This window comes from Leptospira barantonii, from assembly GCF_002811925.1.
GTDB classification, from domain to species: domain Bacteria; phylum Spirochaetota; class Leptospiria; order Leptospirales; family Leptospiraceae; genus Leptospira; species Leptospira barantonii.
The window spans coordinates 384,892-407,859 of record NZ_NPDS01000002.1; the positions used below are offsets into that span (position 1 = coordinate 384,892).

General features: G+C 44.4%; 24 protein-coding genes and 1 pseudogene. 12 read left to right on the forward strand and 13 right to left on the reverse strand.

The genetic code is table 11. The features are described from left to right. Nucleotides 1-14: 14 nt before the first annotated feature. Nucleotides 15-1,004, reverse strand: a complete 990-nt coding sequence (locus CH367_RS06525) for a S1C family serine protease (RefSeq protein WP_100761680.1) — start codon at nucleotides 1,002-1,004, stop codon at nucleotides 15-17. A gap of 118 nt (nucleotides 1,005-1,122) precedes the next feature. Further along, nucleotides 1,123-1,542, reverse strand: a complete 420-nt coding sequence (locus CH367_RS06530) for an Rrf2 family transcriptional regulator (protein WP_100761681.1) — start codon at nucleotides 1,540-1,542, stop codon at nucleotides 1,123-1,125. Between the two features lie 110 nt (nucleotides 1,543-1,652). Between CH367_RS06530 and CH367_RS06535 the strand changes: the two are divergent. Next, nucleotides 1,653-2,979 (forward strand): annotated as a pseudogene (locus CH367_RS06535) (adenylate/guanylate cyclase domain-containing protein). Here the strand turns inward: CH367_RS06535 and CH367_RS06540 are convergent. Next, a complete protein-coding gene (locus CH367_RS06540; RefSeq protein WP_010575318.1) occupies nucleotides 2,921-3,226 on the reverse strand; it encodes a putative quinol monooxygenase in 306 nt (101 codons plus the stop codon). The pseudogene CH367_RS06535 and the gene CH367_RS06540 sit on opposite strands and share 59 nt — an antisense overlap. A gap of 82 nt (nucleotides 3,227-3,308) precedes the next feature. Here CH367_RS06540 and CH367_RS06545 point away from each other — a divergent pair, with 82 nt between their 5' ends. Beyond that, entirely contained in the window at nucleotides 3,309-4,220 is a 912-nt protein-coding gene (locus tag CH367_RS06545) for an NAD(P)H-dependent flavin oxidoreductase (protein WP_100761682.1), read from the forward strand. 63 nt (nucleotides 4,221-4,283) lie between these two features. Continuing rightward, the gene (locus CH367_RS06550; RefSeq protein WP_100761683.1) at nucleotides 4,284-6,146 is read left to right on the forward strand and encodes a hypothetical protein; all 1,863 of its coding nucleotides are present in this window, start codon (nucleotides 4,284-4,286) and stop codon (nucleotides 6,144-6,146) included. A 145-nt stretch (nucleotides 6,147-6,291) separates the two neighbouring features. Here CH367_RS06550 and CH367_RS06555 read toward each other — a convergent pair whose 3' ends face one another. Continuing rightward, nucleotides 6,292-6,561 carry a DUF1145 domain-containing protein gene (locus CH367_RS06555; protein ID WP_100761684.1) on the reverse strand — a complete coding sequence of 90 codons (270 nt, stop codon included), beginning with the start codon at nucleotides 6,559-6,561 and terminating at the stop codon, nucleotides 6,292-6,294. 111 nt (nucleotides 6,562-6,672) lie between these two features. On the opposite strand from CH367_RS06555, the gene CH367_RS06560 reads away from it, so the two are divergent. Continuing rightward, complete coding sequence (locus CH367_RS06560) at nucleotides 6,673-7,629, forward strand: amidohydrolase family protein (protein ID WP_100761685.1); 957 nt, start codon at nucleotides 6,673-6,675, stop codon at nucleotides 7,627-7,629. A 107-nt stretch (nucleotides 7,630-7,736) separates the two neighbouring features. Next, nucleotides 7,737-8,168, forward strand: a complete 432-nt coding sequence (locus CH367_RS06565; RefSeq protein ID WP_100761686.1) for an LA_2478/LA_2722/LA_4182 family protein — start codon at nucleotides 7,737-7,739, stop codon at nucleotides 8,166-8,168. Between the two features lie 65 nt (nucleotides 8,169-8,233). Here the strand turns inward: CH367_RS06565 and CH367_RS06570 are convergent, their stop codons facing one another. From CH367_RS06570 to CH367_RS06590, 5 genes are all read right to left on the reverse strand, one after another. Beyond that, the gene (locus tag CH367_RS06570) at nucleotides 8,234-8,812 is read right to left on the reverse strand and encodes an MXAN_6521/LA_1396 family lipoprotein (RefSeq protein WP_100761687.1); all 579 of its coding nucleotides are present in this window, start codon (nucleotides 8,810-8,812) and stop codon (nucleotides 8,234-8,236) included. A gap of 6 nt (nucleotides 8,813-8,818) precedes the next feature. Then, nucleotides 8,819-11,758: an efflux RND transporter permease subunit gene (locus CH367_RS06575; RefSeq protein ID WP_100761688.1), complete on the reverse strand. Its 2,940-nt coding sequence runs from the start codon at nucleotides 11,756-11,758 to the stop codon at nucleotides 8,819-8,821. Nucleotides 11,759-11,764: 6 nt separating this feature from the next. Then, nucleotides 11,765-12,427 carry an ABC transporter substrate-binding protein gene (locus tag CH367_RS06580; protein ID WP_100761689.1) on the reverse strand — a complete coding sequence of 221 codons (663 nt, stop codon included), beginning with the start codon at nucleotides 12,425-12,427 and terminating at the stop codon, nucleotides 11,765-11,767. Nucleotides 12,428-12,547: 120 nt separating this feature from the next. Continuing rightward, on the reverse strand, nucleotides 12,548-13,510 hold the full coding sequence (locus CH367_RS06585; protein WP_100761690.1) for a hypothetical protein: 963 nt from the start codon (nucleotides 13,508-13,510) through the stop codon (nucleotides 12,548-12,550). A gap of 47 nt (nucleotides 13,511-13,557) precedes the next feature. Further along, on the reverse strand, nucleotides 13,558-14,169 hold the full coding sequence (locus CH367_RS06590) for a TIGR04282 family arsenosugar biosynthesis glycosyltransferase (RefSeq protein ID WP_100761691.1): 612 nt from the start codon (nucleotides 14,167-14,169) through the stop codon (nucleotides 13,558-13,560). 263 nt (nucleotides 14,170-14,432) lie between these two features. On the opposite strand from CH367_RS06590, the gene CH367_RS06595 reads away from it, so the two are divergent. The 3 genes from CH367_RS06595 to CH367_RS06610 all read left to right on the forward strand — a co-directional run bounded on the left by CH367_RS06595 (nucleotide 14,433) and on the right by CH367_RS06610 (nucleotide 16,656). Continuing rightward, nucleotides 14,433-14,633 (forward strand): LIC12338 family lipoprotein, encoded by a 201-nt coding sequence (locus CH367_RS06595; RefSeq protein ID WP_100762074.1) that lies wholly within the window; start codon nucleotides 14,433-14,435, stop codon nucleotides 14,631-14,633. Between the two features lie 11 nt (nucleotides 14,634-14,644). Next, nucleotides 14,645-15,823, forward strand: coding sequence for an LIC_12337 family protein (locus CH367_RS06600; RefSeq protein ID WP_100761692.1), 1,179 nt, complete (start codon nucleotides 14,645-14,647; stop codon nucleotides 15,821-15,823). Between the two features lie 92 nt (nucleotides 15,824-15,915). Then, entirely contained in the window at nucleotides 15,916-16,656 is a 741-nt protein-coding gene (locus tag CH367_RS06610; protein ID WP_165783232.1) for a GNAT family N-acetyltransferase, read from the forward strand. On the opposite strand, the gene CH367_RS06615 is transcribed toward CH367_RS06610, so the two are convergent. Together CH367_RS06615 and CH367_RS06620 are read right to left on the reverse strand one after the other, a co-directional pair. Beyond that, nucleotides 16,653-17,981, reverse strand: coding sequence for a sterol desaturase family protein (locus CH367_RS06615; RefSeq protein WP_100762075.1), 1,329 nt, complete (start codon nucleotides 17,979-17,981; stop codon nucleotides 16,653-16,655). The genes CH367_RS06610 and CH367_RS06615 overlap by 4 nt on opposite strands. Before the next feature lie 251 nt (nucleotides 17,982-18,232). After that, complete coding sequence (locus CH367_RS06620) at nucleotides 18,233-18,739, reverse strand: GNAT family N-acetyltransferase (protein ID WP_125226099.1); 507 nt, start codon at nucleotides 18,737-18,739, stop codon at nucleotides 18,233-18,235. 151 nt (nucleotides 18,740-18,890) lie between these two features. Here CH367_RS06620 and CH367_RS06625 point away from each other — a divergent pair, with 151 nt between their 5' ends. The 4 genes from CH367_RS06625 (at nucleotide 18,891) to CH367_RS06640 (ending at nucleotide 21,660) form a co-directional block, all read left to right on the forward strand. Beyond that, nucleotides 18,891-19,952 carry a saccharopine dehydrogenase family protein gene (locus tag CH367_RS06625; protein WP_100761695.1) on the forward strand — a complete coding sequence of 354 codons (1,062 nt, stop codon included), beginning with the start codon at nucleotides 18,891-18,893 and terminating at the stop codon, nucleotides 19,950-19,952. A 143-nt stretch (nucleotides 19,953-20,095) separates the two neighbouring features. Continuing rightward, nucleotides 20,096-20,695: a class I SAM-dependent DNA methyltransferase gene (locus tag CH367_RS06630; RefSeq protein ID WP_100761696.1), complete on the forward strand. Its 600-nt coding sequence runs from the start codon at nucleotides 20,096-20,098 to the stop codon at nucleotides 20,693-20,695. 93 nt (nucleotides 20,696-20,788) lie between these two features. After that, complete coding sequence (locus tag CH367_RS06635) at nucleotides 20,789-21,166, forward strand: DUF4345 domain-containing protein (RefSeq protein WP_100761697.1); 378 nt, start codon at nucleotides 20,789-20,791, stop codon at nucleotides 21,164-21,166. Nucleotides 21,167-21,252: 86 nt separating this feature from the next. Then, nucleotides 21,253-21,660 carry an MmcQ/YjbR family DNA-binding protein gene (locus tag CH367_RS06640; RefSeq protein ID WP_100761698.1) on the forward strand — a complete coding sequence of 136 codons (408 nt, stop codon included), beginning with the start codon at nucleotides 21,253-21,255 and terminating at the stop codon, nucleotides 21,658-21,660. A 29-nt stretch (nucleotides 21,661-21,689) separates the two neighbouring features. Here CH367_RS06640 and CH367_RS06645 read toward each other — a convergent pair whose 3' ends face one another. Together CH367_RS06645 and CH367_RS06650 are read right to left on the reverse strand one after the other, a co-directional pair. Beyond that, nucleotides 21,690-22,361 carry a DUF4349 domain-containing protein gene (locus CH367_RS06645; protein WP_100761699.1) on the reverse strand — a complete coding sequence of 224 codons (672 nt, stop codon included), beginning with the start codon at nucleotides 22,359-22,361 and terminating at the stop codon, nucleotides 21,690-21,692. A 99-nt stretch (nucleotides 22,362-22,460) separates the two neighbouring features. After that, complete coding sequence (locus CH367_RS06650) at nucleotides 22,461-22,958, reverse strand: hypothetical protein (RefSeq protein WP_100761700.1); 498 nt, start codon at nucleotides 22,956-22,958, stop codon at nucleotides 22,461-22,463. Between the last annotated feature and the right edge of the window lie 10 nt (nucleotides 22,959-22,968).

The window sequence follows — 22,968 nt, forward strand, 5'->3', positions numbered from 1 at the left end:
ATTCTTCCTTAAACTCAGATCTCGCCGCTTCGAATCCGAAACGTTCTCAAAGAACCTTCTCTCAAAACACGAATCGGAAGTTCTTTTCGAATCGTGGATTCGTCCAACGCCCTGTGCATATCGTCGATCGAACGGATGACCTGATCGTTCAAAGAAAGAATCATATCACCTTTTCTTAATAGACTTTCCGCCGCCGGAGAGGATTGTTCGATCTCGACCACAAGAACGCCCGAATTCTGATCGAGTTTGTTGAAAATTTTCAGACGATTGGGAACGGTTTGATTCTGACCGGCGATGCCTAGATAACCTCGTTTTACAAAACCGTTCTTCATCAAACGAGTAATCACATACTCCGCGGTTCCCGAACCGACCGCAAAACAAATTCCTTGCGCGGAAGGAATGATCGCGGTGTTGATTCCGATCAATTGACCTCTTGAGTTCACCAAGGGTCCGCCCGAGTTACCGGGGTTCAACGCCGCATCGGTTTGAATCACGTCTTCGATCAATCGTCCCGAACGGGAACGTAAACTTCTTCCCAAGGCGCTCACCACACCCGCGGTCACGGTGGATTCATAACCCAAAGGATTTCCGATCGCGATCGCAAGCTGACCGACCTTAACGGAAGAAGGATTCGAAAAATTCAAATAAGGAAATTGATCGCTCGTTACTTTCAAAACCGCGATGTCCGTCATCGGATCTTCTCCGATTTTCATCGCCTTTAGATTTCTTCCGTCTTGAAACTCTGCGTTGATCTCGGTTGCATTCTCCACAACGTGTTGATTGGTTACGATAAAACCGTCCGGCGAAATTAAAAAACCGGAACCCGCGCCGCCCATACGATTGCCGCCGACTTTCAGATGAACCACGGCCGGACTCACGGTTTCGACTACGTTCGTTACCGCCTTCGAATACGCATCCATCAAATGATCTTCGTTTTCCGAAGAGGGTCTTCCTTGTTTTTGTGTGTTGGATTCCATAGAATCCGACTGAACCCATTGAATCATAAAACCTCCGGTAGCAATTAGACCGAGCGAATTTTATTTGTATCCAACAAAGTTACAAAATAAAAAGAATTTGGAAAGAATTTTCGAAGTGAAAAAGAAACGCGTCGGTTTAAACAGATTATCGTTTTGAGAAGGTAAGAATTTCGCGAGTGATCGAATCCAGATTAGTGGAACCGAGTTCGTCTTCCAAAACTCTCTGCGCCTTTTCATAAACCTTAGAAAGAATCGGTTGGATCGAATGACCGCAGATACATTTCTTATTCGGGGTTTTGGAATGCATCTGAAAGATCTTTTCGTCGATCGCTTCGTAGATTTCTTTGAGATTGATTTCGGAAGGATCCTTTGCGAGCACGTAACCGCCGTTCGGTCCCATCTGATTGCGGACGATTCCCTGGCTTTTCAAAAGCGAAAGAATTTTACGAATCACAACTGGATTCGTGTTCACACTTTCCGCGAGTTCTTCGGAAGTTCTGGTTTTGCCTTCACCCAAAGAAAGTAAGGAAAGAATGTGAATCGCAACGGTAAATCGACTCGTCATATCTGTAAAGCGTCCGGTTACAGAATACCGAAGATGAGAATCCGTGTCAAGTCAAAGCTTGTTCCCAAAAGATACTTGCCTTCGATTCTTTAAAAAGGAAGAATACCCCGATGTTTCAGAGTTTTATCCTTCGTTTTTTGGACCCGACCTTGGAAAAAGAATTCAGGTCCTTTCTTCGGGATCATATCGCCGGCTTCGTAAGAATCGGAGCGGTGTCCGCGGTCTTCGGTTATATCGCGGTCTTTGTTCTTTTTTACGATATTCTTCTGATTCGGGATCGTAGGGTTCTTTGGATTTTGGAAGGAAGTGCGGTCTTCGGTTTCGGTTTATTTTTTTCCACGTTAAAACGATTTCGATCCGCGATGGTTCCGGTTTCGATTTTCAGCAATACGATGGCTGGCCTGGTTGCGGTTTACGTAGGGTTCGTATTCATTCGAGAACAACACGCGATTCTTCTTACCATTCTGATCATCATCGCATATTACGCTTTTCTGGTGTTGAGAATCCGAACTCTTCCGGCGTTTCTCGCGACCTGTTCGTATCTGGCCGCGTATCAATACATGCTTTTATCGGACGAATCGCTCGATTCCCAGAACAAAATGATTTACAGTTTCTTAATATGGTTTTCCGAGTTTTTCGCCGTGATCGCGGGTTATACTCTGGAACTCACGACTCGAAAGTTATTTCTTCAGGCAAAGACGATCGATACGCAGACCAAAGACTTGGAAAAGGAGAAGGAAAAATCGGATCATCTCTTGAGGAACATTCTTCCCGACGAAATCGCAAATCGTCTGAAGAACGAAAATTCTCAGATATCCGAATATTTTTCGGAATGTTCGATTCTGTTCGCGGACATCGTAGGTTTTACCCTTCTTGCCGCGCGAAAAAGTCCGGACGAACTCGCGGGTCTTTTGGATCGATTCTTTTCCAGATTGGACGAACTCGCCGAACACAGGGGAGTGGAAAAGATCAAAACCATCGGAGACGCTTATATGGCCGCCGCGGGAATCCCGGTTCCCTGCGAGGATCATATCCAAAGAATCGGAAATCTCGCTCTGGATATATTAAAAGAAGTGAATACGAACGAGGAACTCATTCGCGAAAATTTGAATATTCGAATCGGAATTCATTCGGGTCCGGTGGTCGCCGGAGTGATCGGAAGAAAAAAATTCATCTACGATCTTTGGGGCGATTCGGTGAATCTCGCGTCTCGTATGGAATCGCACGGAATTCCGGGCAAGATACACGTAACGGAAGAATTCTTTCTTGCGGCTTCTCCACTCTTTCAATTGGAAAAAAGAGGGGAGGTCGATATCAAAGGAAAGGGAATCGTATCTACTTATTTCTTAGCGGGTTGATCCGATTTCTAAGAGGTCGATCAACCGAGAAGATCGATGTGAACCGGAAGATATTGAATCGATGTGCTTCCTTGACTGAACCATTCGGGAACCGCTCTTCTCCAGGAAATAAATTGTGGAGTCTCGAGATGTTTTTTTCTCGCGGCTTCGCTTTTATACACTTCCATAAATACGAATCTTCCCGGATCTCCGTCGCCTTGAAGAACGTCGAGTCTTAGAACGCCGTCTTCGGTATCGAGAGATTCTTTCGCCATTTCGTGGCTGATCTTTTTGAAATCTTCGATTCTTTCTTCCAGAACTTTATAAGAGGACATGATCACGATCATAAGTTCAGAATTTCCGAACGGTTTCGTTTTGGGAAGAAAAATCCTCCTTGCTTAAAACGTCGATATTTAAAGAATTCCCAGAATGAAAATGAATACTCGAATTACGGAAATGCTCGGAATCGATCTGCCGATCATCGGGGCTCCTATGTTTTTAGTCTCGTATCCGGATCTGGTCGTGGCCGTTTCGGAAGCGGGCGGGATCGGTTGTTTTCCTTCTCTCAATTATCGTTCTCCGGAACAACTCAAAGACGGTCTTCAGGAAATTCGTTCCAAAACGAAGAAACCGATCGGTGTGAATTTAATTCTTCATAAGGCGCATAACCCCAATTGGTCCAAGCAGTTGGAAGTCGTTTTAGACGCAAAGGTGGAACTTCTCATCACGAGTTTGGGAAGTCCTCGTACCGTTGTCAGCGAAGCGAAGAGTGTCGGCTCTAAAGTTTTCTGCGACGTAACCACGTTGAAACATGCGAACATCGTAGCAAAAGCGGGTGCGGACGCGTTGATCGCGGTCGCTCAAGGTGCGGGTGGTCACGCGGGAAACACTTCTCCGTTCAGTCTTTTTCCTTATCTCAAAAAAGAAACCGATTTGCCGATCGTCGCGGCGGGCGCAATTTCGAGCGGAGCGCAGATGGTCGCCTCATTCGCGTTAGGCGCCGATGCGGTTTATGTGGGAACCAGATTGATCGCGACTCCCGAGGCGATGGCTTCGGAAGGTTATAAGCAGATGTTGATCGATTCCGGACCGGAAGAGATCGTGTATACGGAAAAGATTTCTGGCATTCCCGCCAACTGGTTGAAGAAGTCCGTGGAAAAAGCGGGGGATCTTTCGCACAGCGGCGAATCCCAAAATCTGGATCAGGAATACAAACGTTGGAAGGACATTTGGTCCGCGGGTCACGGCGTGGCCCAGATCGACGGTTTGGTTCCGGCTAAGGAAGTTGTTCTCGGAATGGCGCAAGAATATCGGGATATCATCGATCGATTGCCTCGTTGATTGAAGGCCCGTTCCGAGTTTGAAAGAATATTATAAAGTTTTAATTTTTGGGACGGGTTGCCGATGGTTTTGAAAGATAAAATTTCCGGGATTCTCGATCGAAATAAGATCGCGCCCGGCGTTATAGCCGGGTTGATTACCGTTTTGGTTTTTAAAATCGTCCTCGGTTTTTTTCCCGAGAATTTTTATCTGGATCGTGACGACGGAATCATCACTCTAAGTCACGCAAAGAATTTAACGGACTTCGGTTTTATCGGAGTCAATCCGAGCGGTGAACGAGTGGAGGGTTTTTCTTCCCCGCTTCAGTTTTTGATCTTTTCGGTTCTTTCTTCGGTTTATCCGTTTCATTATTCCGTATTCTTTGCGATTCAATGGTGGATCACTACATTCTTATTCGGCTTCGTGATCTTTTCTATTTTCGAAGAGTTTTACGAAAAGGACAAAATCCGCAGTCTCGGTTTGGTTCTTTGCGCTTCCGCATTACTTTCCGTTTCGTTTACCTTTCTCGCATGGCACGCTTCCGGAATGGAGAATTCCTGGGTTCACCTTTTGTATTTAAGTTATGCGCTCATTCTGTTTAAGATATTAAACGGAAATTCGATTGCGATGGTGCCCGCGGCCCTGATTCTTTTTGCGGCGATGATCGTGAGAATCGAAAGCGTATATCATCTTTTTCTAATCAGTTTTGTTTTTCTTTTTCTCGCGTATAAAAAGGGGATTCATTGGAAAGAAACTCTTCCGCTTTGGATCGCCGGTGTCCTTTGGGCCTTATTTTTTATCGGAAGAATTTTATACTTCGGGAATTTATTCCCGAATACTTCCACCGCTCAGGAAGTTTCACTTTCCGAAAATCTAAACAATCTGATCCGTTTGAACCCGGCGCTTTTGAAAAACTGGGAGATCTTTCGGTTCGGTTTTAAACAGAACCTGGTTTTACTTTTGCCCGTATCTTTGGCGCTTCTGTTCTTAAAAAGAATTTCTTCCAAGGAAGTTTTGTTAACCATCCTGGCGAGTGCGTTAGCGCTTCCCGGACTTTTGCACGCGTTCGTTTTGGGAAATTATCGATTGGATCCCGCAAGACCGATGACCTGGCTTGCCTGTGTGGGAACGGTTTTGTTTTTGATTCGGGTCTCCGCGTTGACCGAAAAAAGAAAAATTTGGATTCTTCCGATCGTGCTTTTGGCGGGTTTTGTATCGTATAAGAATTATAAATTCAAGTCGTATGATCTTTGTTGTAGTTCCGGGATTTTCGAACAAAGAAGATTAGAAATCCTGAATATTTCCCAAAAGGAAGAAATTATTCGCCCGCTCGTGGCCATTGCGGACTTGGGCGCAGTCAGCTTTTATAAGGAATTTAACATTCTCGATTTGGGTTATCTCGGAAACCGTTTTCTTGCGAAGAACAAAAAGAATTCTTCAGCGGTTCAATCGTATTTGGAACTGAATCGACCGGACGTTCTGGAGGTCCATTTTCCTTGGAGTTGCGAATATTCTAAAGTTTTAAATCATATCGATTTTGAGAGGAATTATCGTCTCGTTTTGGATTCCTCGGAAAAACCTCCGATTGAGATTTGTCCGGAAGGCGGGAAGGTGGTCACCGGAACCTTTCTTTATCGGGGAATGGATCGGGAAACTAAGTCCGAGGACCGAGAAGTATATTCTAGTTTCTTAAAGGATCCTTCTTTGAAAGTCCTAAAGAGCGAGTTGAAGGTATGTGATCTTTCTCCGTTTCGATGTCGTTCTCGGTTTCGAAACATATATCGTTTTTTACCCGAGTTGAAAAAGAATATTCAAAATTCGGAATGGAACGAGGCGGCTCAAATTCTTTCCAATCCGCACTTGAGGGATTATCTGGAAGTTCTTTGGAGATACGGTTCTCCGAGCGAAACACTTGTGGAAGAAGTTTTGAAGGTTACGTTACCGTAAAGAATGGAAGAGTTGTGATCCACAATCGGTGATTTCTGATCCGTTTCGTTTTGTTAAGCGAAGTCCCGATTTACGAGATTCTTTCCGATTCTCCCCGGTCTCCGAAAATCGGAAACCGAGGAATCCATCGAAACGTTAAGCGTCGTTATGCCTGTTTATTTCTGAGCGGAATCATGTGAAAGACTCCGAAGACGAGAATCTGAAGGGAATCCAAAACCGGATTGTTCGACTTGTGTTTGAAGGTTAACCAGAAGTAGGCGATCTCGACGAGATGTACTACGAAGGTCCCGAATCCTACGGTTTTGATTAAGAAGTCGAGCGGTTCCCCCATTTGGATAAAACCGAAAACGTCGGCCCCGACTACGATCCAAAAGAATACGGTTCCGATTTTGACGGCTTGCAGAAGTGGATTCATTAGCTGATTGTTCCTAAAAAAATTTCCGTTATTGAAACTCCTTTATCCGATCAGTCAAGGAAAAAAGAGACAATGGATTGACTCCGTTCGTGAAAGGGCGAATCTGAATGAATGTTGCCTTGTTGTCATCATATTCTTTCCTCGAATCGAAACGCCGGGCCTTCTCCATTTCCATGGAAGAATCCCGAGAATCTTCCGCCGTTACGCGACGACGAATCTCCAGCGCATCTTCCTCTTTTGGAAAAATACGGACTTCCGTTTATCATAGACATCCACACCCATTTTTTTCCCGAGTATGTGATGAAACGAATTTGGAAATGGTTCGACGGCGTCAATTGGGAGATCGCGTATCGTGAAACCGAAGCGCAGAGATTGGAAACGTTAAAGAAGAATCGGATCTTTCACTTCACCACTTTGAATTACGCGCATAAGGAGAACATGGCCGAAGGTCTGAATCGTTGGGTTTTCGAAAATCACTCAAGCACAAACGGGGTCGTTCTTTTCGGTACATTCTTCCCTGAAAAAGGTTGTTACGAATACACGAAACGAGCCGTGGAAGAATACGGATTTCGGGGTTTTAAACTTCATTGCGAAGTGGGGCGTTTGGATCTGACTCGATCCGAACTTTCGGAAACATTTTCGTATCTTGAAAAAAAGGAAATCCCTCTCGTGATCCATTCCGGCGACGCGCCGCTTCCAGGACCGTATACGAATATTAGATATTTCAAATCCTTTATTGAACGTTATCCGAAACTGAAGGTAGTAGTCGCGCACATGGGCGCGTCCGAGGTCTGGGAATACGTCGAACTTCTGAAAATTTATCCCGAACTGCGTCTGGATACGACTATGGTCTTCGTTGATTTTTTGGCGACCGGGGAACATACGGATCCGTATCTCGAAATTTTGGAAACTTTTCCGGATCGGGTTCATTTCGGTTCCGATTTTCCCAACATTCCCTATGCGCTGAGTCATCCGATATGCAATTTGTTGAATTCTTCCCTAAGCAAAGAAATCAAACGAAAGGTCTTTCTGGAAAACAGCGCGAAACTTTTGGGGATCTCGATTTAAAACGAACTGGAGTTTCGTTTTAATGCGGGGGAGAATTCGGACGTTCGATCCCTCGAATGCGTTCGGAAAAAACTTGCCAATGAGAGTTCGGTCTTTATCCTTTCTATATGCGCGGCATTTTTACGGTAAGTTTCGGACTGATTTTCGCAGGGCTCTTTGCGGCCGATTGCGGAAAGAAGAATCCCGTGTCGCAATCCGCCTCCGCAGAGGTCTATAAAAAGGTCGCCGAAACGTATTGTTCGCAGATGAGTCGTTGTAAGGAACCTTATATCGCTTCTCTCGAAGGCAAACTCAGAAAGGAAGCCGCGCTGACTTATCCGGACAACGCTCAGTGTTACAGCGACTTCAATTACGATTACGATAAGTCCGAGCCGATCGTATTGAAAAAACTGAGCAACAATCTGAAACTGGACGCCGAGCTCTGTATCAAAAGTGTGGAGCGGGCCGATTGCGGTTCCATCGTTACGTATCAGATTCCGGAATGTGTGGAATACAATACGTTCCTCGAAACCTTATCCTCTCCTTCTTCCTCTAAGTAAGAATTTTATCGATTCGGCTTCGTTCGGGCGCGCCGCGTTAGACGCGCTTGGTCGTTTGTCCTGGGTTATCTCGCTTCTACTTCGATCTTTTCGTCTTTTTCCTCTTCGGTTAAGACCGGGCTGTCCAGTTTATCCAAAAGGGATTGTAGCAAAAAGAAATACGCGTTCACCTTTCCGGAGATTTCCTTTCCGTAGAGTTGCGTATACGTATTGATAAGAGATTGGTTTTCTTCGGTGTTTTTGGAATAGGAATTTTCGGCCAATCCTTCCCAGAGTGTTTCCCCTTTGCCGCAATGGATCACCTTCGCAAGCGCGCTCAAAGAAACCTTATCGGCTGTTTCCTTTTCTCGAATCTTGAGTTGAAAGATTCCTTGAACCTTTTTATCCGATCCGCCGCAGGTCCCGTTTCCGGAGCGATACGGGTATATGATGAATTCCTTATGATGGGAAAGATAGTTTTCAGCGATCTTTGCGGCCAACTTCTTTTCGGCGACGCCCGCTTCACTTTCTGTAGGAACGGAAACCGCGAGTCTTTTGAAGGAACTCAATTCCTTTTCCCAGACCGGTCCCGCTTTTACGTATTTTACCGTGCAGTTCGTCACCGCAAAAATCAGAGAGATGAGTATAAAAGAATATCGTAACATTCTAAATTATCCTTTTTTCTTTTTAGCCGGAGCTTTTTTTGCGGAAGCCGTTTTTTTCTTGGCGGCTTTCTTTTTGGCGGTTGCGGATCGTGCGCCGGTTTCGTTTTGTGAATAGGAATCCGAACTTCCGATTCCTTCGGAAGAATCCGAGTCTTCCTCGCTGAAACCGATCGGTTTGGATTCGCTTTCTTCTTCCTTTCTAGAACGATATACGATTTCCAATACCGCAGGAACCAACGTAAGTGCGATGATCAACGAAGAAGCGATCCCGATGCTCGCGACAACTCCGATGGATTTGAGCCCTTTCTGATCGGCGATCAAAAGAGAACTCCATCCTACAAGAGTGGTTAACGTGGACGCGATGATCGCGGGGCCGACCATAGACATGGCGCGAACCACGTCGTGATCTTCCCTAAAACGATAGTAGATATAGATTCCGTTTTGGATTCCGTAACCTACGATCACGGGGAAGACAAGAACGTTCATAAAGTTCAATTGGATCTTAAACGCGGCCATGATTCCGAGCGTCACGAAAATTCCGAGAACGAGCGGGATCAAAGAGATGAGCGCCGGAACGATTCCTCTGAAGAATAGGATCAACACGATGACCACAAGGACCAATGTGATGAGAAACGCCGCCACACCTTCTCTTTGAACGATCTTGATGAGGTTCGCAAAAAGAATCAAACTTCCCGCGGTATTCGAAACGTATTTATGGGATCTCGCTTGTTCCAAATTCGAGAAAGGTCTTGTCTTTAAGATAAACGAGACGGTTCCTTCCAAAAGTCCGAGATCCTTGAATCGGGAAGCGGGATATGTGTTCAACGCGTTTACGATCAGGCGTTCTTCGTTTTGAGTCCACTTGTCCTTGACCTGATCAATGGAGACGTTCCCGTTCGAATCGTAAAGAAGTGTGTTGAGAACCCTTCTGGATAGTTTAGGATAATGTAATTCTCCCACGGCGTCGAAAAACTTCAGAAGTTTTTGTCCGTGCCAAAGTGCGACCTTCGGATAGATAAAAACTAAATGTCCTTTTTCTTTGGAGCCTTTTACTTCCTTAAACTGAGAACTGAAATATATGGGAACTTCGGGAAGTCCGTATTCCTTTACGCTCAGATATTTTTTGACGACCGGAAGATACTTTCTTTGTTCCGGTTTTAAGAAACCCGCTTTGACCGGTTTCATATCCGTTTGCAATTGTTTTAATATTTTTAAGTTGGCTCTTTGTTGCCCTTTCGGTGGAACGAAGTTCCAAAGAGAAACCACTTGATCCACGGAACCCGCGATCTCGTCGGGCACGGGCGTCATGTAATCGAACACGGCTTCGGATTCTTCCAAGGTATCCACAACGATCACCTGAGGATCGGAACTGATATCGAATCGATCTCCGATCTCGTCGTAGAGGTTGACCGAATCCAGATTGTCGACCATCAGATCTCGGCCGTTGTAATTGAATCGGATTCCGGGACTGAAACTGAAAAAGGAAATTACGACCACGATCGCAAGGACGATTAACGTCAATAGACCCGGTTTTTTATAAAATCGATAGAGAAGGGGAGAAGTCGTTTGTTCTTTTGCGGATAACAAAAACTTGCTCTTGAGAGAAGGGAACAAACGGAACAAAAGAGTGATCTGAAGCGCGGTCACTCCATACATAGAAACCGCGATGATCAAAATTCCGTAGGTCGCGATGATACCGAATTCGCTAAATCCTCTGAATTCGGAGAACGCGAGAACCACGAACGCCGACGTTGTGGTTAACGCGGAGATAAACGAAGCGATTCCAGTATGATAGATCGTATCCTTGATGGAACGAAGCATGTCTTGTTTGCGGGTGAATTCTTCCCTGAAACGATATAAGAACTGAATTCCGTAGTCGATCCCGAGTCCCATCAGAATGGACGCGATGATACTCGTGACGGAGTTGAGTTGTCCGATCACGATCGTCGTCAACCCGAAGGAGAATAAAATTCCCGAAAGAAGAGATACGAGAAGGATCACGATAAAAAGAGGATTTCTAAAAAAGAAAAGAAGAAGAACCGCGATTCCGATAAAGGATGCGATCGCGATCGGTTTAAGAGCCGCCATCAAGGTTTCGTAGTCGTCCAAGTGAAGGCGATACGTTCCCGTATAACCGACTTGAATTCCTTTTTTGTCGAGAGCGAGTTCCGCGACGACTTCCTTGATTCTCTTATCGAGAGCGATGTTGAATTCTATGTTTGTAAAGGAACCCGCGGGTTTGATCAAAAAGATCAACATTCCCTTGTCCGGTGAAATATTATATTCGTCGAATATATCTCTTTTTGCAAGTTTCTGATATTTGGCGAGAATATCGTTGAAGTCGGGATTGTATTCTTCGTTGTTCAGTTTGATGAAGAATGGGTTGGCTCTTTCCACTTCTTCGTCGATCTTTCTTTTGACCCGTTTGCGGACTTCGGTTAAGTCCTCGGTTTTTAAAAAGAGAGGAAGACGGTCCTGTAAAAAGGAAACGTTGTAACGATAGGAAATGTATTGAACGTATTCCTTTTCTTTCAGAAGTCTTTCGTTTAAGACGTCCGAAGCCTTTTTGATCGCATTCTCCCTTTCCTTATAGTAAGAAACGTTTTTCTGTTTTACCTTTTCGGCTTCTTTCAGTTCGTTTTCTGCGATCTCCGGTTGTCCGTTTTTCTTCGCGGCAAACGCCTTAACGAGATGGTCCGTCATTCCCTTTTCGTCTTTGAACTTAATGCTGAGAATGTAGAATCCGTTACCGCCGATCATCTCGATCACTTTCTGCGTCTTGATGACGGAAGGGTTATCCTTCGGAAGAAGATCGAGGTTGTTGCTGTTCACCGTAAGTTTGGAGGCTTGCCATAAGGAAAGAAGAAGAAATACGGCGAGCACGCTACAGGAACGGATCGGGTTTAGGAGAATCGAGTCTGTAAGTCTGGAAAGAAGCTGTCTCATTCTGGTTTAATTCTTTGCTTCTTTTTTGATCAAAGCGATGGTTTGTTTGATTCCGTTCTTTTTGATGGAAGGTTCCACCGATTTAACTCGGTTTGTTTCGGAAGCGTATTTCCCTTCACTTAAGAAATCCGTAATATACCAAGCTCCGTCGATTTTCATCAGAATCCAAGAGAACGTGATTCTTTCGGAACCGCTCCAGATGATGGAGGAAGCGAGAGTTGCGTTATCTCCCTTGATCACCGGTTTTTCGTAATTGATGTCGATCTTATCGAAGTATTTATGAGCGATCGGAAAACTGCGGTGAACGATGAACTCGGAAATCGCTTCCTCGAATTCTTTTCGATCAGCGTCGGCGATCTTACCGGAAGACTTTAAGAGTTGGTTCGTGAACTGCTTAACGTGGATGAGAGCGATCGCTTTGTCGTTCTTTTTATATCGGATAAAACCGATCAGCTTTTTCACCGTGGAAGAGATCTGTTCTTCCGCCGAAGGAGCCTCTTCGCTTGGAGCGGGAGTTTCCGATGCGGGAGGAGTGGGGCTTTCGTTTTGCGTTTGCGCGAACAGAAAGGACGGAGATACGAGGGATAAAAGAAAAAGAATGGAAATTATTTTTTTCACAACATGGTACCTGTTGTTTTGTAGTTTGTGTAGATCCGAAAACCGAATCATAAGAGATTCGGTCGGAACTCCATACAGCTTTCTTAATCTGTAGGGGGAAGTCAACGGAATAAAATCCCGACTTGTCCGTGCTTTTGGATCTTTCTATAAAAGGGTATGCGAAATAAAATTCTACTTTTTTAAGTCCTCGTAATCCGGAAGAAATACTTTTAGGTCTCCTTTTGAATTGAGATTCAAGTTTCCGAAAGAAAGTTGGACCAAAAGATTTTTCATGTGAAAGTCGAGCAGATCGGAAGGGTCTTGATCGATCAAAAGAAGACTCGTGTTTTTCAGAGAGACAGAACCGACTTGGATTTCTCCGCCGGAAATCCGAATCTGATTCGAATTTCCGGGCTGAAACGTAAGATTCGGAAAGGAAGAATTTTTCTTCGTATCGAATTTCACTAAAATTCGATCGGACAAAAGTTGGATCTCTGCGATCGTTCCTTGAATTCTGGGCGGAGGTAAAAGAAGAAAGGATTGGATATGAAAACTTTTATCGACGATTTGTAAACCTCTTCCATCCGGAATCGGAAGAAGTTCCTTAAGACCCACTCCCAAACTCGACAAAAGATCTCCCGCACCGGGGATTCCCGCGGCGTTCATCGTTTCGGATCGTAAGATCAGTTGAGAACTGTTCGGAACGAGTTCGAGATCGCAGATCATTTCCACGTCGACCCAAAAGAGCAACTTGTATTCACCCAAAATTCGGATCTTTCGTTTGCCGTCTTTTTCGATCGTGGATAGTTTCAAATTTCGTAATGGAAAGTTCGGAAAAGACTTTATGTTTTCGTTAAATAGATATTCGAGAACGGAGATTTCGAACTCGGTATCTCCCCGAAAAAGATCGAGATGAAACGAAGTGGGATCGTTGAAGTTTACGGGAGAATTTTTTTTGTTCGAAGAAGCGATCACGGTCAGATGTTTGACCGTAAAGTAGATCTTATCCTCAAGCCTGAACTTTACGTTTTTGAGTTTGAGATACGCGCCCGGTTCGTCCGAAAACGGTTTTTCGGGAATCGATTCGGAAAGGATCGAACCCCCCAGAAAAAGAAAAATTAAAAAAAGAATCGGCAGGTTCCGAAAAAATCGCATGGACGTATTCTCAACAATCCGTTTGAAATGAAAACCTTTTATTGAGCTTAAAGATTAATCTTGCCCGAACGAAGATACGGATCCAAATCGCTCGCCTCGTCCACGTCGTTCAGTTTGGGAAGAACCCAAACGTTTTTTCTAGATAGTTGCAATTTTTCTAATGTGATTCCGAATACACGATCGGTGCTCCAAGGAATCTCCTTAAAAATTTCCGGGAAATGCGTTTTAGCTCCTAAGAGATAATAACCGCCGTCCACCGCAGGACCTAAAACCGCGTCGGATTGATCGAGAGCGGAAAACGCTTCTCGAATGTGTTTGGCTTCAAGATCGGGACAATCGCTTCCGATGATGACCGCTTTTTCCGCACCGGCCGCGAACGTTTCCAAGAACGCGTTGGACATTTTGGAACCGAGGTCCTCTCCGACTTGAAGATGAGCGCTGTATCGCTCTCCCCATTTGGAAGAAACAAATTCCGGAATGGAATCAAAATATAACCTGAGGGGCAAATCCAAAGCATTGACTTGTTTTTGGGTCAACTCGACGAGTTGTTCGTAAACAGCCAAGGCCGCTTCGTTGCCTAATGTTTGAGCAAGTCTTGTTTTCACTTGTCCCACGACCGGGTTTCTTAAAAAAAGAATGAGGGCTTCTTTGGAATTCATCTTACTTGATTTTAACTCTGATAAAAAGAAACGCTCTCGAAGAATCGTCGATTAGAATCCTGGTTGACCACAGTTTTCATTCGGATATCTTTATTAAGAACCAGTCTTTTAAAGAAGGGTATCTTACTTCGATCCGCATTTCCGTAAACGAAATTTCGGTTTTTTAGGAACGTTGTAAATAGGTAAATTCTTAAGGATTGAAAAAAGCGATTCATGAGAATGTTGAAACTAGTATAGACCTCGTTGTGCGAGGGAGGATGTTTATGAAAATTTTTCGTAATTTTCTTTCTGCGGGATTGCTCGCGGTCGTCGTCTTCGGTGTTTTGTTTACCGGAGCTTGTAAGAAAAAAGAAAACAACGACGATAAGAACAATGCGATTCTTCTTTTGTTGGCGACTCAGCCCTATGTGGAGCAGAGTAAGACCGGATTTTTTATCATCGTTCCCAAAGGAATCGCTCAGTGAGGAAACTTAGAATGAAAAAATCATGGGTTTTAATTCTTGTTGCCGTTCTTGTTTTTCTCGGAGCCGGTCTTAGTTTTCGTTCGGATCGAGTCGCATTTTTTGTAAGAGAAGATTCTCCCAAACCGTTTCCGGTTCGTCTCGAACTCATTCAACCTCTCAAAGCGAACGCGGACAGTTGGGGTTTTGTGCGTCAGTCCGCTACATGGGCGAGAGGAAATTCTCTCTTTATGGACGATCTGATCTTTGCGATCCGTAAAGCGTTTCCGCTTGGAACGACGGCAAACATCACTCTTTCCAATCAACTTTTCAACGGACAATCTTATACTCTACGATTGAAACTCAATTCCGGAAATGTTTCGTATCAACCTTCGACGCTGAGCACGGCGGCTTCTTATACGAACTTTTTCGAACTTCGTTCCACATCCGATAACGGAGCGGCTCTTCAATTTTTCTTCGACGATGATCCGAGAGACGTTGCGGGCGACGGCGCCGTCCTTTTATATCAATTGAGCAGACTCGATCCGACTCGTTGGTCCGGCGCGACCGCGATCATCGAAAGTTACGTTAGACAACCCGTTGTCACCGGATTTGCAAATCAAGGTTTGATTCAGACGTATTCTTGGAAAGGTCCTCTCGGTTCCGATGCGCTCGGACAGGATGTGGATACGGGAAGGGTGATTCTCGAAGAGATGGACAATCGTACCGTATTCTGTTTTAAATCCGTTGTGAGCTTTAACGGAACCACGGATCTCGTGACGATCAACGCGGGAACAACCGCTCTCGGTTATTCACATAACAACGGACTTTGTCCCGGAGCCGGAAGAGAATATTATAAACTTGCGTATAGCCAAAAGCTCGACGGAAGTTTGAACGTAACCGCAAAGGGCGGATTGGAACAAACCGCGATCACATCGGGCCAAGCGATCACTTGTAATAGCACCGTAAATCAGTTTGTGAATTTCACGCCTACGTATGGACTTTTTAACTTCAACGGATTCATCGCGGAAGGGGTTGCATCGAGTGCGATTCCTGCAGACTTCATTCAGTCTTCCCGCGTGGATTCATTGTATGATCGAGTCGGGACCGTGGGAAAATCCGCGGCGACTACAACCCCGGCGGGTTCAAGCTGGGACACGTTGACAAAAGCGTATGTCGACGCGATTACGATCAATTTCGCAACCGTTCCTTAAGACGGAGATGGATTTGATGTTCGAAAGCCTCCGGGAATCCGGGGGCTTTTTTTTGCTTTCAACATTTTTCGGGGATCGGTTTTAATCGAAGAATGGAGTTTCGAACCATTACTTTTCAAGAATCCTTACGCTCCGGTTTTTCCGAGTCGGCTTTCGAACTCGACGTGTGGCCGACCTTTCTCAATCAAGATTCGATCGGAAACGAATATTACACTTTTATTGTAAAAGAATTTTCGAATTTACACTGTCTCGCGGTTACTAAGGACAACGAGGTCGCGGGAACGGGAAAAATTGTACCTTTTTACTGGGACGGAACTTGGGAAGGATTACCGAAAGGTTGGGACGAGGCCATTCTCAAAAGCGTACAAGACTGGAAAACAAAAACGATCTGCAACGCGGCGAGCGCGTGGTCTATAGAAATCAAAAAAGAATTTAGAGGAACCGGGTTGTCCCATTCCATTCTTTCCGAATTGAAGAAAAACGCGATGTCTCTTAACATTTCCAATTTGTTCGCCTGCGTTCGACCGAACCAAAAGGAAAATTTCCCGTTTGCAAGTATGGAAGAATATTTGGAACGGAAAAGACCGGACGGTTTTTCGGAGGATCCTTGGGTTCGGGTTCACGAAAAGGCCGGAGGCAAAAGAATTCGAATCGAAGAACGGTCGATGTATGTGAGCGGAAGCGTGGAAGAATGGGAAACTTGGACTCGGATGAAATTCCCGGAATCGGGATCGTTTGCGATTCCGGGAGGTTTGGCCCCGGTCGGAATCGACCGGGAAAAAAACTTAGGAGAGTATGTGGAACCGAACGTCTGGTTCCAACATAAGATTTAAGCGGTTCTTCTGAGAATGTCCTGAACCGGATCGATTTCCTGAGAAGAAGCGAAGTAACTTCTGTAAGACAAAAACCAAACCGAAGAGATTGCGCCCAGAGCAAGAGTGCCTAACGTGATGTTTGCTTCTCCCGAAAGTGCATAAGCTCCCGCAACGAGAATCGCCATACGGATCGGTTCCGCAAAAAGCGCCCAACGTTTTCTTTCCAAAATTCCGCCTAACGTCAAAAGGGAGACCAACGTAACGATACTGATCACTCCGATGTTGAACCAAGGAAGCGAATTTACCTTTACGAGCATTCCGAACGCAAGCGCAACGGAAAGGATAAACCAAACCAGAGAGTAAAGGCTAAGACCTTTCGGAAGATCTATATCATATTTTTTGAATGTTTTTGCGGAAACCTCGGGAATCGGATATTGGCCTCCGAGTTCGGTCGGTCTCCAGCCCGGCATCGCAAAGAAAACTTTGATCTTATCGGACCAACGAGGACAGCGCCAAGCGAGTTCGACCATTTCCCACCAATAGTGAAGATTCGCCCAAATCGGATTGAAACTTTGAAGAGGTTTAACGGTTCCGTAAACCGGTTCTTCGGATTCAGGTTCGAAGGTTCCGAACCATTTGTCGAATACGATCAAGGTTCCACCGTGATTCTTATCGATGTATTTCGGATTGATTCCGTGGTGAACCCTATGGTGAGAAGGTGTATTGAAGATCGCTTCGAACCAACGAGGAAATTTATCGATCGCTTTTGTGTGAATCCAGAATTGATAGATGAGATTGAGTTGTCCGTTTAAGATCATCACGATCGGAGAAAAACCGATCAGCGCCAATGGAAGATAAAAAACCCAGGTAAAAATACCGTGAAAGCTCGCTTGTCTGAGAGCTACGGTGAGATTGTATTCTTCGCTTTGGTGGTGAACAACGTGTCCCGCCCAAAGAAAGTTAACCTCGTGACTCAAACGGTGATTCCAGTAATAAGCCAAATCATAACCGATGAAACAAAGAACCCAAACTCCTACGACAAGGATCCAGGCCCAACTCAAAGAACTGAGTCCCAGGGTTCCGGCGGGAACAGCGGAAAGCGCTTCACCCGGCCAGGACGGAAGATCGAAAATTCTAAAATTTTGATAGATGTAGATGTAAGCGGCCAGAGTAACCGTTTTCGAAAAAACTCCCACAACCTGACTCGCGGTTCCCGCGGAGAGATCGTTGATCGAATCGTTGAGTCGATAGAGTTTACGTTTGTGATACGCGGAAAATCCCATTTCCAAAAAGATCAGCAAAAAGAAGAACGGAATTGCGATCGTGACAAGATTGATTTCCATAAAGCCGCCCAAATAAGTTCTAACTTTAGTTTATTCTTCCAATTCTCCCGTGGTCAATTCAAAAACAAAAAACAGTGTTCGTGAAAGACTTTTTCCATTACGAACGTTATGAAAAATCCACTAATCCTAAAGTGGGATGTCGCATTACAAATCGATATCCTTCGTCCTTAAGGGAGAATTGGAATCCTTATGAATGGATGTTCATTCCGAGAATGTGGACGTAGGTTCCCAAAAGAACAAGACGAAGGAGCTCAAGCGCGGTTTCGCAATTTTGAATAGATCCATTGATCCAAAAAAACTCCATTCTTAAAAACGGCTTCCTTGTTTGTGCCGTCCAATACGAATCCGTTTTTTTCCAATGCCCTCGCGGAAGCCGGCCGGTTTGAAAACACTTCCGCGTAAATCCGATGAAGACCGTGTTCTGTATATGCAATATTTATAATAGACTGGATTGCTTGAGTGACGATTCCGCGGTTCCAGAATTCTTCCCCGATCCAATAACCGATTTCTCCGTTAAAACGATAAACGTCCTCTTTGAAAAGTAAGGTGATGATTCCGATCGCATTCCCTTCGAAAAGAATCGCGTATGTTCTGGATCTCGAATCCCTCAAACAAGCGCGGATATAATCGAGAGCGTCCTGGAGCTGATACGGAAACGGAAAACTTCCTCTCAAACCCGCGAATACGTTTTCGGAGTTCGCATGAATTGCAAGAGACGGGGCGTGCGATTCTCGGATGGGTTCCAGTTTGAGATTCATTGGATTTAAGGGACGATTCAAAGAGAGAACATCGAAAAAATTAAAACGAAAAGATTTCGAAGTCAATTCTCTTCGCGAATCGAAGCTCCTTCGTTTTGAAATTTCCGTCAAAACTTGACTTATTCTTCCCTTCGGGAAATATCTGGTCTTTATGGCGGCTAAGAAAAAGAACTGGCTTCTTTACGGAGCAAACGGTTACACCGGAGAACTGATCGCGAGAAAGGCAGTGGAACGGGGACAAAAGCCCGTTCTCGCTGGAAGATCGGAAGCGAAGATTCGTCCTCTGGCCGAAGAACTCGGTTTGCCGTTTCGGATTTTTTCTCTGGAGAATCCCGAGGAAGTTCGCAATCAAATCGCCGATTGTTTTTTGGTTTTACACTGTGCCGGTCCTTTTATCGAAACTGCCGTTCCAATGGCCAATGCTTGTATAGAATCCGGAACTCATTATTTGGATATCACCGGAGAGATTCCGGTTTACGAAAAACTTCATTCTTTATCATCCAAAGCACTTGCAAAAAAAGTAATGCTTCTTCCGGGAGTTGGATTCGATATCGTTCCCACGGATTGTCTTGCGGTGATGCTCAAGGAAAAACTTCCCAAGGCGCATTTTTTGGAACTCGGCTTTTCCGGTTTTACGGATATTTCCAGGGGGACCTTGAAGAGCGCGCTCGCTCAACTTCCATACGGAAGTAAGGTGAGAAGAAACGGCAAGATTGAATCGATTCCTCAGCTCAGTCTCAAAAAGATCGTGGAGATCAGCGGAAGTTACGCCGAATTTTTCGCGATTCCTTGGGGAGACGTTTTTACCGCATTTATTTCAACAGAAATTCCGAATATTACGGTTTACTCATCTTTACCGGCTTCTCAAGCGAAGATTTTGAGATTGCTCCAACCGACTACCGTGTTTTTAAAAAGTTCCCTGATTCTAAAAGGAATGCAAAAGCTCGTGGAGTTGGCGGTGAGCGGACCCGACGGAGAAAAACGCAAACAAGGTTCTGTTCTTCTTTGGGGAGAGGCTTGGACCGAAGCGAGTTCGAAAAAGGTTTCGATCCGTATGCGTTGTGCAGAAGGTTATGAATTTACGATGGAGTCCGCGCTCGCGGCCGTTTCTAAAGTAGAGAAGGGCAAGTTTCAAGCGGGTTTTACGACTCCCGGAAAAGTCTTCGGTTCCAAATTCGTATTAGAAATCCCTGGTACTAAAATTTTGTCTTAATCTTTTGCGCTTTGCGTCTTGTGTTTGGATTTCATGAAAGTTGTTTTGCCGTTTTCGAAGCGCTAAGAAGTGACGAACGATTTTACGATTCGCGTCGAACCTGGCGGAATTGCCGAGGTCTCATTTCGAATTCGTAGAACACAATGGAAAACAACATTTTCAATCAACTTGCCAATCAATACGACACGAATGAAAGAAAAGAATTAGCGAGAATCATCGTGGATGCGATACGACCGGAGCTGGTTGACTGTAAGAACAAAACTCTTTTGGATTACGGATGTGGAACCGGTTTGGTTGGATTGGAATTTTGTTCCCAAGTGGATCGATTGTTTTTGATGGATTCTTCCGCGTCGATGTTGGAAGTGGTGCAGGAAAAAATCGTTCAGAGCAAAATCGAAAATGCAGAAATTGTATATGATGATTTTATAAAGTCATCATCGAACGTTCGAGCGGATTTTATCATCGCTTCTTTGGTTCTTCTGCATGTTCCCGATGTAAGTCGATTGCTACGCGGTTTTTATAAGGCTCTAAATCCAAACGGAAAATTGATCATCGTCGATTTTGATAAGAATGAATCCGTTTCTCATCCGAATGTTCACAGCGGTTTTACTCGGGATGATATCGAATCTTTACTAAACGATTCCGGTTTTCACGCAGTCAAAATCAAAACGTTTTATCACGGCAAAAGAATTTTTATGAACCAAGATGCTTCCTTATTTATCTGCACGTGTTCCGTTTGTTGACTGACGCGTGTTTTTACGAAATTCGCATTTCGCATTGACACACTTCGCTTTAAATAAAAAATCATCGAATTCTAAAATAGAACGGATCTTAATATGCCACTTAGCACTCGTGTCGTTCAAATTTGTTTATTCCTGTTCGCGTTCATCGCGATGATCGGCGGAACCTTACAAATGATTCTCGGTCAACCGACTACAACCCCGCGTCTTGATAATGTTCATAGATTTTTGGCAGGGATTTATTTTTCAATGGGGTTGATTTGTTTTTGGGCGGGTTATACCGTTCGAATCCAAAAGACGCTCGTATATCTGATCGGACTCGGGGTATGGATCGCCGCGATCGGAAGACTGGTTTCGATTTCTATCGTCGGCCTTCCCGAACCTGCACAACTTTGGCTTGGATATCTTGTTCCGGAGTTGTTAGTTCCTCCGATTTTGATTTTTTCACAATGGAAAAGGAAGGATTTGGATTAAGAGAGAATTCTCCCTTGCAATGGATCGGAATCGAAGTTATTATTGGAAGTATATTATAGATTTCTTTTTTACGAAGAATGAATACAATGAACGAGTCCTTGAACGTTCCTGAAAAAATTTTATCCAAACTTAGACTTGTTTGTCTCGATCTTCCCGAGGTATATGAGGAGCAAGCCTGGGTGGGAACGAGATGGTGCGTAAAAAAGAAAAACTTTTCTCATGTTTTGATGATCCATCAGGGTTGGCCCCCAGCTTATTCAAAAGCCGCCGGAACGGACGGACCGGCTTGTGTTCTTACCTTTCGATTTTCTGCGGCAAAATTGGAAGCTCCCAGATTTTACCGTTCTCCATTCTTTAAACCCGCTTGGTGGCCCAACATTGCGGGTCTTGTGATCCAAGAGAATGTCGATTGGGACGAAGTAGGAGAACTTCTTTTTCAAAGTTATTGCGAAGTGGCCCCGAAAGCCTTGGTCCGACTCGTCGAGGGCCGATGAAGGTTTTAGGAAGAATCGAATCTACTCGTTCAATCCCAGACGAATAGCCATCCGATCACCTTGTAGACTCCGTAAAAAATCCAGCCGAGAGGTCCTAACATTTTTTTAGGTTTCAGGTTTATATAAACCGTGGAATATTTGGTCTGCATTTCGGAAGAACGTTTGCTTCCTTCCAATCTTTCTATTTCCACGTTGACTCTTTCCAATTCTCTTTCGATCGCCAAAAGATCCTGAACGTTATGCGCCTTGTCTATAAGGGCCTGATATTTCGTCTTAATTCTTTTGAAACTTTCCAGCTTGATGAGATTGTCTTTGTAGAAATCCGTGATATCCAAGCCGGTAACGTCTTCGCTTTCGACGTCTCCGATTTGTCTAAGAGCCATCAGAAACTTTTCGAGATTTTCGGAAGGGACTCTTACGATCGAAACCGTGGAACTGTCTCTTGTTACGAATCCTTTCCATTCTTTCGTGAGCGATTTGATTTTTTTTCGGACTTCGTCAATGTCCTTAACCGAGATATCCAGATTTGCGGTAAATGATATCATTCTATCTTCGGTAGAAGAGGTAGTCGATTCGCTTCCACCTTCACCGGTCGTTCTCGCCATCTGAACTTTTTCACGAGAAGAACAACCTGCAAAGAATAACAGAATTAGTAAGAATGGAACTGGTATTGTCGTTTTGATTAAGGTCCAAGATTTCATAATCGTCTTCCTTGTTTTTTGAGCAAAAGAATATAAGATTCTATCCCGCTTTTTTGGCGAAGCGGTCATCGGAATTCTTAATAAAACTACAACGATTCATCAAGATTTTTTTGATTCTGAAGACTTACTTTCCATAAATCGATGCAACGCATCGACAAACAGAGCCGAATCTCCTTGGACCGCGGAGAGATCGATCAAAAAGAAAACCACGGAGTTGACCCGAGACTTTAGAAAAATATAATTCTTTTTGAAGATCAGGTCCAAAACGTCCTCTCTTTGAAGACGTAGTTCTCCCTTTTCGTCGAAAATTTGAATCGTATCGTTTGAAATTCGGATTTTTCCGTCCATGGCCTTGAACTGCATTCTTTTTAAGAAAATATAAGGTCTCAAAATATAATAGATTCCGATGAACCCGAAAAAGAAGGTGAACACGGTTTTCATATATGCGTCCGTGCCGATCCAAAATTCGATCCCGGCAAAAACGAGCAATAACGGCCCCAAAAGTTTTCTTTGAAACCAGAGAAAGGGGCGATTGTAATAACCGAATAGATAATTCTTTTTTTGTTTATTCGCGCTGAGAGAATATAAAAATTCCATAATTTACTCC

What these genes read in the sequence shown, in the direction of transcription:
- CH367_RS06580 (WP_100761689.1), bottom strand. Translation starts at nt 12,427, where the DNA reads ATGATTCGGTTTTCGGATCTACACAAACTACAAAACAACAGGTACCAT.
- CH367_RS06530 (WP_100761681.1), bottom strand. Translation starts at nt 1,542, where the DNA reads ATGACGAGTCGATTTACCGTTGCGATTCACATTCTTTCCTTACTTTCT.
- CH367_RS06615 (WP_100762075.1), bottom strand. Translation starts at nt 17,981, where the DNA reads ATGGAAATCAATCTTGTCACGATCGCAATTCCGTTCTTCTTTTTGCTG.
- CH367_RS06640 (WP_100761698.1), top strand. Translation starts at nt 21,253, where the DNA reads ATGAACGAGTCCTTGAACGTTCCTGAAAAAATTTTATCCAAACTTAGA.
- CH367_RS06565 (WP_100761686.1), top strand. Translation starts at nt 7,737, where the DNA reads ATGCGCGGCATTTTTACGGTAAGTTTCGGACTGATTTTCGCAGGGCTC.
- CH367_RS06635 (WP_100761697.1), top strand. Translation starts at nt 20,789, where the DNA reads ATGCCACTTAGCACTCGTGTCGTTCAAATTTGTTTATTCCTGTTCGCG.
- CH367_RS06560 (WP_100761685.1), top strand. Translation starts at nt 6,673, where the DNA reads ATGTTGCCTTGTTGTCATCATATTCTTTCCTCGAATCGAAACGCCGGG.
- CH367_RS06555 (WP_100761684.1), bottom strand. Translation starts at nt 6,561, where the DNA reads ATGAATCCACTTCTGCAAGCCGTCAAAATCGGAACCGTATTCTTTTGG.
- CH367_RS06570 (WP_100761687.1), bottom strand. Translation starts at nt 8,812, where the DNA reads ATGTTACGATATTCTTTTATACTCATCTCTCTGATTTTTGCGGTGACG.
- CH367_RS06620 (WP_125226099.1), bottom strand. Translation starts at nt 18,739, where the DNA reads ATGAATCTCAAACTGGAACCCATCCGAGAATCGCACGCCCCGTCTCTT.
- CH367_RS06600 (WP_100761692.1), top strand. Translation starts at nt 14,645, where the DNA reads ATGAAAAAATCATGGGTTTTAATTCTTGTTGCCGTTCTTGTTTTTCTC.
- CH367_RS06525 (WP_100761680.1), bottom strand. Translation starts at nt 1,004, where the DNA reads ATGATTCAATGGGTTCAGTCGGATTCTATGGAATCCAACACACAAAAA.
- CH367_RS06595 (WP_100762074.1), top strand. Translation starts at nt 14,433, where the DNA reads ATGAAAATTTTTCGTAATTTTCTTTCTGCGGGATTGCTCGCGGTCGTC.
- CH367_RS06585 (WP_100761690.1), bottom strand. Translation starts at nt 13,510, where the DNA reads ATGCGATTTTTTCGGAACCTGCCGATTCTTTTTTTAATTTTTCTTTTT.
- CH367_RS06590 (WP_100761691.1), bottom strand. Translation starts at nt 14,169, where the DNA reads ATGAATTCCAAAGAAGCCCTCATTCTTTTTTTAAGAAACCCGGTCGTG.
- CH367_RS06650 (WP_100761700.1), bottom strand. Translation starts at nt 22,958, where the DNA reads ATGGAATTTTTATATTCTCTCAGCGCGAATAAACAAAAAAAGAATTAT.
- CH367_RS06540 (WP_010575318.1), bottom strand. Translation starts at nt 3,226, where the DNA reads ATGATCGTGATCATGTCCTCTTATAAAGTTCTGGAAGAAAGAATCGAA.
- CH367_RS06575 (WP_100761688.1), bottom strand. Translation starts at nt 11,758, where the DNA reads ATGAGACAGCTTCTTTCCAGACTTACAGACTCGATTCTCCTAAACCCG.
- CH367_RS06550 (WP_100761683.1), top strand. Translation starts at nt 4,284, where the DNA reads ATGGTTTTGAAAGATAAAATTTCCGGGATTCTCGATCGAAATAAGATC.
- CH367_RS06630 (WP_100761696.1), top strand. Translation starts at nt 20,096, where the DNA reads ATGGAAAACAACATTTTCAATCAACTTGCCAATCAATACGACACGAAT.
- CH367_RS06610 (WP_165783232.1), top strand. Translation starts at nt 15,916, where the DNA reads ATGGAGTTTCGAACCATTACTTTTCAAGAATCCTTACGCTCCGGTTTT.
- CH367_RS06645 (WP_100761699.1), bottom strand. Translation starts at nt 22,361, where the DNA reads ATGAAATCTTGGACCTTAATCAAAACGACAATACCAGTTCCATTCTTA.
- CH367_RS06545 (WP_100761682.1), top strand. Translation starts at nt 3,309, where the DNA reads ATGAAAATGAATACTCGAATTACGGAAATGCTCGGAATCGATCTGCCG.
- CH367_RS06625 (WP_100761695.1), top strand. Translation starts at nt 18,891, where the DNA reads ATGGCGGCTAAGAAAAAGAACTGGCTTCTTTACGGAGCAAACGGTTAC.